Annotated in this window: 13 protein-coding genes; all 13 read right to left on the reverse strand. The window is 45.8% G+C overall.

Annotated features, from left to right (window positions below):
• Positions 1-6: 6 nt before the first annotated feature.
• Positions 7-738 (reverse strand): protein phosphatase CheZ, encoded by a 732-nt coding sequence (locus CWO13_RS19765; protein ID WP_048661507.1) that lies wholly within the window; start codon positions 736-738, stop codon positions 7-9.
• Between the two features lie 106 nt (positions 739-844).
• Positions 845-1,213, reverse strand: a complete 369-nt coding sequence (gene cheY / locus CWO13_RS19770) for a chemotaxis response regulator CheY (RefSeq protein ID WP_016767062.1) — start codon at positions 1,211-1,213, stop codon at positions 845-847.
• Between the two features lie 42 nt (positions 1,214-1,255).
• Positions 1,256-1,990: an RNA polymerase sigma factor FliA gene (locus CWO13_RS19775; protein ID WP_048661508.1), complete on the reverse strand. Its 735-nt coding sequence runs from the start codon at positions 1,988-1,990 to the stop codon at positions 1,256-1,258.
• A complete protein-coding gene (locus CWO13_RS19780) occupies positions 1,983-2,870 on the reverse strand; it encodes a MinD/ParA family protein (RefSeq protein WP_048661509.1) in 888 nt (295 codons plus the stop codon). The genes CWO13_RS19775 and CWO13_RS19780 overlap by 8 nt, the downstream gene beginning before the upstream one ends.
• A 13-nt stretch (positions 2,871-2,883) precedes the next feature.
• Positions 2,884-4,434: a flagellar biosynthesis protein FlhF gene (gene flhF, locus CWO13_RS19785; RefSeq protein WP_108083423.1), complete on the reverse strand. Its 1,551-nt coding sequence runs from the start codon at positions 4,432-4,434 to the stop codon at positions 2,884-2,886.
• Between the two features lie 27 nt (positions 4,435-4,461).
• Complete coding sequence (flhA, locus tag CWO13_RS19790; protein ID WP_048664306.1) at positions 4,462-6,561, reverse strand: flagellar biosynthesis protein FlhA; 2,100 nt, start codon at positions 6,559-6,561, stop codon at positions 4,462-4,464.
• A gap of 212 nt (positions 6,562-6,773) precedes the next feature.
• Positions 6,774-7,904, reverse strand: a complete 1,131-nt coding sequence (flhB, locus tag CWO13_RS19795; protein WP_048661512.1) for a flagellar biosynthesis protein FlhB — start codon at positions 7,902-7,904, stop codon at positions 6,774-6,776.
• A 9-nt stretch (positions 7,905-7,913) separates the two neighbouring features.
• On the reverse strand, positions 7,914-8,696 hold the full coding sequence (gene fliR / locus CWO13_RS19800) for a flagellar biosynthetic protein FliR (protein ID WP_017060672.1): 783 nt from the start codon (positions 8,694-8,696) through the stop codon (positions 7,914-7,916).
• A gap of 6 nt (positions 8,697-8,702) precedes the next feature.
• Entirely contained in the window at positions 8,703-8,972 is a 270-nt protein-coding gene (gene fliQ, locus CWO13_RS19805) for a flagellar biosynthesis protein FliQ (RefSeq protein WP_029235191.1), read from the reverse strand.
• Between the two features lie 11 nt (positions 8,973-8,983).
• On the reverse strand, positions 8,984-9,913 hold the full coding sequence (gene fliP, locus CWO13_RS19810) for a flagellar type III secretion system pore protein FliP (RefSeq protein ID WP_170960824.1): 930 nt from the start codon (positions 9,911-9,913) through the stop codon (positions 8,984-8,986).
• Positions 9,900-10,340, reverse strand: a complete 441-nt coding sequence (fliO, locus tag CWO13_RS19815; protein ID WP_048664311.1) for a flagellar biosynthetic protein FliO — start codon at positions 10,338-10,340, stop codon at positions 9,900-9,902. Before fliO ends, fliP begins: the two co-directional genes overlap by 14 nt.
• Positions 10,340-10,750: a flagellar motor switch protein FliN gene (gene fliN / locus CWO13_RS19820; RefSeq protein WP_004739851.1), complete on the reverse strand. Its 411-nt coding sequence runs from the start codon at positions 10,748-10,750 to the stop codon at positions 10,340-10,342. The genes fliO and fliN overlap by 1 nt, the downstream gene beginning before the upstream one ends.
• Positions 10,751-10,778: 28 nt before the next feature.
• Complete coding sequence (gene fliM, locus CWO13_RS19825) at positions 10,779-11,822, reverse strand: flagellar motor switch protein FliM (RefSeq protein WP_048661515.1); 1,044 nt, start codon at positions 11,820-11,822, stop codon at positions 10,779-10,781.
• Positions 11,823-11,826: the final 4 nt, after the last annotated feature.

Raw genomic sequence — 11,826 nt, forward strand, 5'->3', positions numbered from 1 at the left:
TTACCTTTAAAATCCAAGACTGGATAACAAATCGTCGACTTCATCCTGAGAAGCAACAGCGTCTTCGCGCTCTTCTGGATTCATGATTGGCCCTTCTGGAGCAATCGATGCTTTCTTCTCTGATTTTGGAGTTGGCTCAGTCTGATTCGCACCAAATACGGTGAGAATCTCAACTAAGCGTCCTTCAACCTCATTCACCAAGGTAATAACTTTGCTAATTATCTGCCCAGTTAAATCTTGGAAATCCTGAGCCATCAAGATTTCAGTCAGTTGTCCACGTAGTTCGGTACTATCGCCCTCTACTTGGACAAGCAATCCATCAATGCGGTGACATAAAGCTTTAAATTGTGCCAGCTCAATGCGGCCATGCATCAGTTCATTCCATTGAGGCCTTACTTGAAGTAAACACTCGTGTAGGTTGTCTGCAATTGGCATACAGCGATCGACAGCGTCCATCGTCTTATTTGCCGCAACTTCCGTTTTATCAATGACATACTGAAGGCGGTCCCTTGCATCGGGGATTTCGTCATTTGCGATAACGCTAATGCGCTCATCGAAATTAAATTGAGTCAAAGAGTCATGGAGGTCGCGAGTCAGACTTCCTATTTCTTGAAGCATTGGATTGTCTTGAAGACTAAAATTATCTTCATAAATGCTTCTAACAAGAGAATCAGCATCTTGCTGCTCATCGTTCTCAAGCAGCTCTACTAATTTTTTTGCTTGTTCTAATGAAATCATCCTGAGTTCGGCCTTACTCCGCATACTTTGTGCGCTTAGGCTATCGAGATAAACAGATAACTTATCAGTCAGCGTTTATCTAGAAGTACCTAAAACTTATTGATGCTTATAAGCGATCAAAAATCTTATCAAGTTTCTCTTTCAGCGTTGCAGCAGTGAAAGGCTTCACAATGTAACCATTAACACCCGCTTGCGCTGCTTCGATGATCTGCTCACGCTTCGCTTCTGCTGTGATCATAAGCACTGGAAGGTGCTTAAGTTCTGCATCTGCGCGAATGTGTTTAAGCAAGTCAATACCTTGCATGCCTGGCATGTTCCAGTCAGTTACCACGAAATCAAATTCGCCTTTTTTCAGCATAGGTAACGCGGTCAAGCCATCGTCTGCTTCTTGAGTGTTGTTGAAACCTAAATCGCGAAGTAGGTTTTTAACAATTCGGCGCATCGTTGAAAAATCATCAACAATGAGAATTTTCATGTTTTTGTTCAAATTAGCCTCCACTGAATAGGATCAGTGTTGTTAGTCGTTCTGTGTCCAAGCACTTAACTTAGTGCGTAAACGCTGCATAGATTGGCTCAGTATTTGGCTGACACGAGATTCGCTGACACCTAGCACTTCCCCAATCTCTTTTAAATTGAGTTCTTCGTCGTAATAAAGCGAAAGCACAAGGCCTTCTCTTTCCGGAAGTTGTTTTATCGAGTCGATCAGAGCTTGGCGGAATGACTCATCAGCAACCCCTTGAAAAGGCGTGTTATCTTGAGAGTCTTCATTCGGAGATATTACATCATCTGAGACGCCTAAATCTTCGATCCCAACCAGTCTTGAGCAATTAATATCAGTTAAAGCACTGTGGTACTGCTCCAAAGTGAGTCCCATATGTTTTGCCACTTCGGCATCACTCGGGTCGCGGTTGAGGATACCCTCTAATTCCGCGATTGCACTGCTGATTTCTCGATTGTTTTTATGAACCGATCTCGGTACCCAGTCCCCGCGGCGAATGTCATCCAACATTGCCCCACGAATCCGAATACCAGCATACGTCTCAAAGCTTGCGCCTTTGGTACCATCATAGTTTTGTTGCGCTTCAATCAAGCCGATCATGCCAGCTTGAATTAAGTCATCAACCAATACATTAGGCGGTAATCGCCCCAACAAGTGATGAGCGATACGTTTAACCAACACAGAATACTTCTCAAAAAAAGCCTGTTGGCTATTGTGATTAGCATGTTGGTCGTAAGTAAGCGCTTTATTCACCAAATGGTTCCTCTATAAATTCAGTACGATTCAGCAGCCTTTCAACAAAGAACTCCAAGTGCCCACTTGGTGTTTTTGGTATTGGCCAGGTCAATGCTTTATTAGCCAAAGAGCTGATTGCCAACGCAGCTGGAGAGCGAGGATACGCATCTACTACGATCTTCTGTCTCTTGACTGATTGACGTACTTTATCATCTAAAGGAATACATGCTACGAGTTCGAGGCTCACATTCAAGAAGCGCTCTGTGACCAAAGTCAACTTTGCAAATAATTCTCGGCCTTCTCGGTAGCTTCTGACCATATTTGCAACAACTTTGAATCGCTGAACTTGGTGCTCTCTGCTCAAAAGCTTAATCAAAGCATATGCATCTGTGATTGAGGTAGGTTCATCACATACCACAACAACCACGTCTTGCGCCGCTCTTGAGAAACTGATCACCATGTCCGAAATTCCGGCAGCGGTATCAACCAACAAGATATCCATCTCGTCTTCAAGCGAACCAAATGCGCGAATCAAACCAGCATGCTGTGCGTGTGAAAGTTCAGTCATGCTTTGTGTGCCCGATGTCGCTGGAATAATTTTAATTCCGTGCGGCCCTTCGACAATCGCATCCTTAAGTTCACATTCGCCAGCCAACACATGCCCAAGGTTTCGTTTAGAACGAATACCCAGCATGATATCGACGTTAGCTAGCCCTAAATCGGCATCTAACACCATGACTTTTTTGCCTTGGCGCGCCATGCAAATAGCCATACCTAACGTCACATTGGATTTACCAACGCCTCCCTTACCACCGGTGACAGCGATAACTTTTGTGAGTGAAGGCTTGGTTAAGCGACGGAGGCCGCTAGCTTGATCATGTATCATATTTTCATTCATATTTATCCGCCGCCTAGAGCCCTTCAGAATCGCTATTCCAGTAATGAGGTTCATTCTCTGTAGATTTTTCTAATAACTCATTAGCCTTAGCAATCATGTACTTTGGCTGAGCTATAACGATATCTTCAGGAACTCGTTGACCATTTGCTATGTAAGCAACTGGTAATGCATTTTGTATTACGACACTGATGAATTCACCAAGACTGAGGGATTCATCCAATTTAGTCATGATGCATCCCGACAACGGGATTCTTCTAAAGTGTTCAATTGTTTCTTGTAGCACTTTGCGTTGTGCAGTTGCAGGCAACACAAGGTAGCTATTGATAACGGAACCACTCTCTTGCATCAATGTGTCTAACTGCTCAGATAGGCGAACATCTCGTTGTCCCATGCCTGCAGTATCGACCAGAATCAGGCGACGATTACGTAACTGATATATTACATCGGCCAGTTCGCTAGAATCTTTAGCAACTCTTACAGGACAACCCATAATTCGACCATAGATCGATAACTGCTCATGTGCACCTATACGATATGTGTCAGTTGTCACTAGTGCGACGTTATCTGCGCCATATTCCATGGCAGCGCGTGCCGCTAGCTTTGCAACAGTTGTCGTTTTACCCACACCGGTTGGGCCAAGTAGAGCCACAATACCGCCGCGTTTTAAAATATCTTTCTGAGTGACAGAGATTTGGTCAGCAACCAGTGCTAACAAAGCCTTCCATGCACGCGCTGGTTTGGTATCTTCAGGAATGTAACAAGCCATCTGATCGGCCAGCTCTGCAGAAACACCCATACGCTCAAGGCGCTTAATAAGCATCGCTCTGAGCGGTTCACGACGCTCAACTTCTTGCCACATTAATCCAGATACTTGATGTTCTAACAGACGACGAATTGAGGTCATCTCTTCGCGCATCGTTTCCATTTCAGAATCAGAGCCTTTCGAGTGAGTGTTCTCACGACCGCGATCATAACGAGTAGGATCCAAGCGAGGTGCCGGACGCTCGACTCTGCGGTCTTCAGCAATCAACTTAGACAAACCTGTTTCACGAGCAAATGCTGAATCAAGATTGCCGTGAGACTGTTGGTTACCGTGAGACTGCTGATGGCCATGAGACTGCAGATTGCTTTGAGTCTGATGACTATGAGTGCTTGATTGGCGATTAAGCAATGCTGACAATGAATCTTCATTTTCAGCACGATGTTGTGGTTCATCCTCGGCGCCATGACTGTATTGTTTTAGCATATTCGCAAAGCGCTTAGTCATTGAGCGTCCACCTTCAGCATTCGACTGCAGGCTAACCTTGTCATCGTCTAGTTGACGTCGCCCTGCAGGAGCTGCGGGCGCGGCCATTTGCGTATATTGGCTTTGTGCAGGCTGCTGAGGTTTATTTAGTCTCTGGCTTGCTGTTGAAGGGCTAGATTCGCCATCAATAGCGGCAACAATTTCCACGCCACCTGCGACCTTTTTGTTAGACATGATCACCGCCTCTGAGCCAAGTTCTTCTTTAACTTGGAGCAGCGCCGTTCGCATATCTTTTGCAAAAAATCGTTTAATTTTCAATTCGATCGTCCGTTCTAATTAGGCGGCTTAATTACCAACAGCTTGTACTATACGTATCTGTTTTTCGTCCGGTATCTCTTGGTAAGACAAGACTCTCAAGCTTGGGATCGTGTTTTTCACGAACTTAGCCAGAGTCGAGCGTAACACACCAGAGGTCAGTAGCACCGCTGGTTCACCTTTCAGCTCCTGCTCTTGCGTAGCGTGGCTGAGGGAGGTCTGTAAACGTTCGGCTAAACCAGGTTCAATACCAGCAGATTCTCCGCCGGATGCCTGCATGGTTTGATGCAAGATTTGTTCCAGCTCAGGAATTAGGGTTATCACTGGCAACTCTGGCTCTATACCATTGATTTCTTGAACAATTAATCGTTTCAATGAGATACGAACCGCCGCAGTAAGTATGTCAGGTTCTTGACTCTTACCTGAATACTCCGACAAAGTTTGGACTATAGTTCGAATGTCACGAATTGGAATAGCTTCATTCAATAGGTTCTGTAGCACTTTCACAACCACACCCAACTGCAATTGATCCGGTACAAAACCTTCGACCAGCTTAGGTGTTGAGCGGCTAAGCATCTCAAGTAAGTTCTGAACTTCCTCGTGACCAATAAGCTGTGATGCGTTGTTGGTAAGCAGTTGGCTAAGATGTGTCGCCAATACTGTAGAAGAATCGACAACGGTATAACCTAGAGCTTGTGCGTGTTCACGCTGCTCTTCACGAATCCATACCGCTTCTAATCCAAATGCAGGGTCGATTGTCGGCTCACCATCGATCATACCGTACACTTGGCCCGGGTTGATCGCGAGCTCCATGTCAGGCTTGATCTCAGCTTCACCTACTGCGACACCCATCAGGGTAATTCGGTAGCTGTTTGGTGTCAGCTCTAGGTTATCGCGAATGTGTACCGCTGGGATCAAGAAACCAAAGTCTTGAGACAACTTCTTACGCACACCTTTAACGCGTTCAAGCAGTTCGCCCCCTTGGTCTCTGTCAACCAAAGGAATTAAACGGTAACCCACTTCTAAACCAATAATATCGACAGGTTGAACATCATCCCAAGAAAGCTCCTTCTGAGAGCCTACTTCTCCATTCGCTTCAACGGTTGCCGGAAGATTAGGTTCTTCCGCCTTCTTTTTGTTTTTCTTATCGATGTAATACGCACCCGCGCCCGCAATAACAGCAAGGCTCAAGAATGAGAAATGTGGCATACCCGGAACAATACCCATGATGCCAAGGATAGCGGCGGTGATCATCAAGGCTTTTGGATTGTCGAACATCTGGAAGACGAGCTGTTGCCCCATGTCTTCATCAGTATTTTGACGCGTTACCATCATTGCAGCTGCTATAGAAAGGAGCAGTGACGGGATTTGTGCAACCAGACCATCACCGATAGTCAGTAGCGTGTAGATCTCGATTGCTTCACCAAAACCAAGGTCAAACTGAGCCATACCAATGCTCAAACCGCCAATGATGTTGATGAACAAGATTAAGATACCAGCGATCGCATCGCCTTTAACAAACTTAGATGCACCGTCCATCGAACCGTAGAAGTCGGCTTCTTTGGTTACTTCAAAACGTCGCAGACGCGCCTGGTCCTGGTCGATCAAACCTGCGTTCAAGTCGGCATCGATTGCCATCTGTTTACCCGGTAACGCATCCAAGGTGAAACGCGCGCTTACTTCCGAGATACGGCCCGCACCTTTGGTTACAACCATGAAGTTGATGATCATCAGAATCAAGAACACCACTAGACCGACAGCGTAGTTACCACCGATAACCACGTTACCGAAGGCTTCGATCACGTTACCAGCAGCGTCACCACCTTCATGGCCATGGAGCAATACCACACGTGTTGAAGCAACGTTCAAGGCCAATCGAAGCAGAGTCGCAATCAGCAGCACGGTCGGGAATGCAGCGAAGTCTAAAGGCCTACGGGTATAAACCGAAACCAATAGCACAACCATAGACAGTGCAATATTAAAGGTGAAGAACATATCCAACAAGAAAGCTGGAATGGGCAACACCACCATAGCAAGCGTGGCAAGTACCATAACAGGCGCACCAATCGCAGGCATGGCACGGTTAGGGATTTTAGGTAGCTTGTCCGCAAAAGGCAGGGAGAATTTCATAAATCTAGACAGTTTCGCTATGTTGTAGCTCTCTGAAGAAGTGGATTAGATCTTAGTCAGGGCTGTTTTGCTATGGGCTTATAATGTTCAGGCTTACTACAGCAAACACTGTACCAACATCTCACGTCAAATTATCGCCATCACCTCAATAAAAAGAAGATTAGCTAGCTCGCTATTATCAAGGTTCATCACGCAGAGCTCAAGCAATTGATCTAATGACGTAAATCAGGTGGGATCGGCATATTAGAATCTTGCAGTTTTGGCCTCTCCCCTCCTCGTTTTCGGTACTGCTTAAGCTGGAAAACATATGCAAGTACCTGCGCAACTGCCGTAAACAGACCGTCAGGAATTTGTTGTTCTAGCTCAGTGGTGTGATAAAGCGCCCTCGCCAATGGTGGCGCTGGAACAATATAGATGTCGTTTTCGCGCGCAATTTCTCGGATTTTCATCGCCATGTGGTCGACACCTTTGGCAACCACAATCGGCGCTTTATCTTGATTCTGCTTATAGCGCAATGCCACGGAAAAGTGCTCTGGGTTGGTCACAATCACATCCGCTTGAGGAACATCAGCCATCATTCGACGTTGAGCCGCTTCCCTTTGAAGCATACGAATTCGCCCTTTCACTTCCGGCTTACCTTCAGTATCTTTGAATTCGTCTTTGACTTCTTGTTTGGTCATCTTCAATTGATCGGCGTGTTGCCAGATCTGGAACGGGATATCAATCGCCACCACAATAAGCAGAGAGCAACTGATTAAAAGAATAAAGTTGAGCAAGATATCCAAAGCATGAAAGATATTCTGCGGATAAACATCCATGCTCAGCTGCATTAAATCATGCTGAGAGGCCTGAATCAGATAAATGGCCATGCCTGATACAAGAGCTACTTTCAAAATAGATTTGAGAAGTTCAACCCAACTTTGTAGGCCAAACATACGCTTGATACCACTGAGTGGATTGAGCTTAGACGCCTTTGGCATCGCGGCTTGCATTGAAAAGTTAATCCCACCGACACCCGCCGCACCAATGACTGCTGCAACGAATAAGGTTATCAGGATCAAAAACAGCGGAAACAGCAAATTCACCAGTGCACCACCGGCAATTTCGAAGAGTTTATTGGTATCAAAAATCTCGTCGCGGCTCAGAGAAAACAGACGTTGCATAGCCTCGAACAACGCCTTCGCCATCGATTCGCCAAACCACATTAATGCAATCGCACCTACTATCAGTACCGACGCCGACGCTAGCTCTTTCGACCTTGCAACCTGCCCTTTTTCTTTGGCCTGTTGCAAGCGTTTGGGCGTGGCGTCTTCTGTGCGTTCTTGACCGTCTGACTCTGCCATTTCAGTCCCCTAGCAATCTAACCGGATTAGACGACATATCTGTTGTTCGCCTTGCATCCAGAATAGCTCATAGTGACTATACAAGCCGCCAAGGATGTACCAACAAAGTAACAGACCCACGAGTAGCGCAAATGCAAAACCCAAAGAAAAGATGTTTAACTGAGGTGCAGCACGCGTCATTACACCAAAAGAAAGGTTAATCGTTAGTAGCGCGATAATGCCCGACAACGACATTGCTAATGCCGTTTTGAACATGATACCGAGCCACAACGCGAGTTCTCGAAAATCGACCGAAGTCAGAGAGCCACTGCCAATCGGCAAAGTCTTAAAACTGAACACCACCAACTGCAGCATTTTCAAGTGACCATCGGTCGCCAAAAAAAACATGGTCGCAAGCAACATGAACAACTGACCAAGTACTGGCGTATTCTGTCCGTTAGCGGGGTCAACCATTGAGGCAAAGCCCAAGCTAGATTGCATACCCAAGATCTGGCCGAGCATGACGAAGGTCTGAATCATAAACTGAGTAACAAAGCCCATGGCAACACCAATCACGATTTGCTCAAACACCGTTAAGAACCCTTGGAAAGAGAGCAGTTCGATCTCTTTGGGAACAGCAGGAATTGCGGGCATCACGGCAAAGGTGATAGCCAAACCTAAATACAGACGAATACGCGGCGACACGAAGCGTGCCCCTGTTACCGTCATCACCATCAGCATCGCTGAGATGCGAGTGTATGGCCAAAAATAATTGGCTAACCACTCTAGTACAAGGCTCGTTGGGTATTCCATATCGGTCTAATACAGAACTTGCGGCAAGCGTTCGATGAGTTCGAAAAAGAACTCCATCATCATCTGGGTCATCCAGTGTGCAAATAGCATCAACGCCAACAAAGTTACTATCAAACGCGGCAGGAAACTCAGTGTTTGTTCATTGATAGAGGTCGCCGCTTGGAATACAGCGACGACTAAACCGATCAGCAGGCTCGGGATGATAATGGCGCAAACCATGATGAGTACCATCCAAAGGGCATCTCGGAACAACTCTACGAATATTTCAGGATTCATTATTCCCCCAGCTACAAGGCAAAACTGCCGGCGAGTGTGGAGAGGATCAAGTTCCAGCCATCAACAAGAACAAACAACATCAACTTAAACGGCAGCGATACAATCATCGGTGACAACATCATCATACCCATGGCCATCAATACCGATGCCACCACCAAGTCGATGATTAGGAACGGTAAGAACAACATAAAGCCTATCTGGAAAGCCGTTTTTAATTCCGATGTGATAAACGCTGGAATCAGAACCGCCATTGAAACATCTTCAGGGTTGGTCACTTCCGCACCAGAGATCTCAACAAAGGTTTCAAGATCTTTGATTCGAGTCTGTTTGAGCATGAAAGACTTGATCGGACCTTGGGCAACATCGAATGCCTGCCGTGCCGATATCTGTTCATTGAGATAAGGTTGAACCGCCTGTTCGTTAACCTGATTGATTACCGGTGACATAATGAAAAAGGTCAAAAATATTGCGATACCAATAATCACTTGGTTAGACGGTGTTTGTTGTAAACCCATCGCCTGACGCAAAATAGACATCACCACCACAATACGGGTGAACGAGGTCATCAAAATCACCATCGCTGGCAAGAAGCCAAGCATGGTCATTAACGCCAAGATCTGAAGGTTTATCGAGTAGTCTTCACCGCCATTAGCATTGGTTGTCATGGTAAAGGCAGGTATGCCGCCACCATTGCCGGTTAAGCTGCCCGTGGTCATGGTTGTCGATTTGGCTTGGTCTTGTTCCATCGTGCTGATGGTTACCGACTCTGAGCCAGCGGTATTCGCCGGAATGACGGTGCCATCTTCAGTCTGTGCAAATACCGACATACTGAATACGAGTGAGCAGAGAAGAGTGAGCTGAACCAACAACACTTTAACCATTCGGAAAGCTCCGTTTTGGCAAACGTAAGATGAGTTCAAAAGTCCGTTACTTGTTTGCATCTTTTTTTATTAGCTGGGAAAGCTGACTTGAAAATGTACTTTTTTCCAGCATCTCCTGAGTAAGAGGTTTATCGAGCTTAGAAATTAGCTGAATAGATTGCGTGGTAATCCCGACTAAGAACTGCTCATCACCCGCTTGAACAATAGCGATGCGTTCTTTAGTACCTACAGGAATTTGCCTAACAATCGCCAAGCCTTGCTGATTCGACATTGCAGGCACTTGCATGCGCTTGAGTAGCCAAGCAATAAATAAGATGAAGGCGATAACGAAAATTAGCGACCCAAAAGTGGTCGCTAAATCGAGAGATGGCGGCGTTGCAGCAAAGGCAATGGAGGGAACAATTAATAGCCCTACTCCCAAGCCCCCTCTTAACAGCTTTGTCATTCCGAGAGAAGAGCTCGCCAGTCTTTGAGACAAAAAGCTCATTAACGCAGCTTCTTAATTCGTTCTGTTTGGCTAATAACGTCAGTCAAACGAATACCAAACTTGTCGTTCACCACAACCACTTCACCATGAGCAATCAAGGTACCGTTGACCATGACGTCCAGTGATTCACCAGCAATTCTATCTAGCTCAACGACCGAACCTTGGTTCAACTGAAGTAAATTACGGATACTGATCTGAGAGCGGCCAACTTCCATTGAGATAGTCACTGGAATATCCATGATGGTATCCAGCTTACGACGCTCATCTTCAGAAATCGGAGATGATGAATCAGTTAGCTCATCAAGTGGTGCCGCAAGCACGTCATCAACATCAATTGACGGTGCTGAAGGATCTTCACCAAGTGCTGCAGCCCATTCGTCTGCTAGCTTTTGATCTTCACTAGGTTCCATTACCAATTCCTATACTTTTATCTATTTTCTATTCGTCATCATCGCTGTTTTCTAGTTCAGACATTAAGTCCTTGCCTAGAAAAGCGAGATCAGTTTTAACCACATGGGGTCTTTGAATTTTTTCAGAAATCTGTACCGCAAGCTTCTCACCAGAACGCCCCATTTTCACACGGTAGGTCGGCAGTTCTTCGACAAACATCGTTGCGTGCTCAGGCATGTTCATTGGAATGACGTCACCGGGACGCAGCTCCATCAAATCACGCAGAGAAATATCTTGCTCTAGAAGGTTCACACGAAAGTTAACCGGCACATCCATGATTTCATCACGCAGTGCGGTACTCCAACGAACGTCGGTTTCCATTTTGTCAGATTGAACACCCGCATCAAGCAGTTCACGGATCGGTTCAACCATTGAATAAGGCATCACAACGTGGAAGTCACCACCACCGCCATCTACCTCGATGTGGAACGAACTCACAACGATCACTTCTGTTGGGCTCACAATGTTCGCCATACTTGGGTTCACTTCAGAATCCAGGTATTCAAACTCAACCCCCATCACTGGAGACCAAGCTTCTTTGTAATCTTCAAAAACAATTTTCAGCAGCAGCTGGATAATACGTCTTTCAGTCGGCGTAAATTCACGGCCTTCAATCTTGGCGTGGAAACGACCATCACCACCAAAAAAGTTCTCTACAAGAATAAAAACAAGACGTGCTTCCATGGTGATCAGCGCCGTACCTTTTAACGGACGGAAACGCACCATATTTAAACTGGTGGGTACATACAATGTGTTTTGATACTCACCAAACTTCATCATCTGTACGCCGTTGATCGACACTTCAGCCGTTTTACGCAACATATTAAACAAGCTAATCCGCATATGACGTGCGAAGCGCTCGTTAATAAGTTCAAGGGTCGGCATTCGACCACGGACGATTCGATCTTGAGATGAGAAGTCGAAATTGACCGCACTGTCATTCTCGGTTTCTAAGACATCTTCTACGTCTTCAACATCATCAACGCCATGTAACAGCGCATCAATTTCGTCTTGGCTTAATAAATCGGTCACAAAT

It is taken from the genome of Vibrio sp. ZF 223 (assembly GCF_003050585.1).
Lineage (GTDB): Bacteria > Pseudomonadota > Gammaproteobacteria > Enterobacterales > Vibrionaceae > Vibrio > Vibrio crassostreae.

Excerpts from the sequence above, each read along its gene's own strand:
- fliR (WP_017060672.1), bottom strand. The coding sequence starts at position 8,696 with ATGGAATACCCAACGAGCCTTGTACTAGAGTGGTTAGCCAATTATTTT.
- flhB (WP_048661512.1), bottom strand. The coding sequence starts at position 7,904 with ATGGCAGAGTCAGACGGTCAAGAACGCACAGAAGACGCCACGCCCAAA.
- fliP (WP_170960824.1), bottom strand. The coding sequence starts at position 9,913 with ATGCAAACAAGTAACGGACTTTTGAACTCATCTTACGTTTGCCAAAAC.
- CWO13_RS19780 (WP_048661509.1), bottom strand. The coding sequence starts at position 2,870 with ATGAATGAAAATATGATACATGATCAAGCTAGCGGCCTCCGTCGCTTA.
- cheY (WP_016767062.1), bottom strand. The coding sequence starts at position 1,213 with ATGAAAATTCTCATTGTTGATGATTTTTCAACGATGCGCCGAATTGTT.
- fliN (WP_004739851.1), bottom strand. The coding sequence starts at position 10,750 with ATGGAACCTAGTGAAGATCAAAAGCTAGCAGACGAATGGGCTGCAGCA.
- fliQ (WP_029235191.1), bottom strand. The coding sequence starts at position 8,972 with ATGAATCCTGAAATATTCGTAGAGTTGTTCCGAGATGCCCTTTGGATG.
- fliO (WP_048664311.1), bottom strand. The coding sequence starts at position 10,340 with ATGAGCTTTTTGTCTCAAAGACTGGCGAGCTCTTCTCTCGGAATGACA.
- CWO13_RS19765 (WP_048661507.1), bottom strand. The coding sequence starts at position 738 with ATGATTTCATTAGAACAAGCAAAAAAATTAGTAGAGCTGCTTGAGAAC.
- flhA (WP_048664306.1), bottom strand. The coding sequence starts at position 6,561 with ATGAAATTCTCCCTGCCTTTTGCGGACAAGCTACCTAAAATCCCTAAC.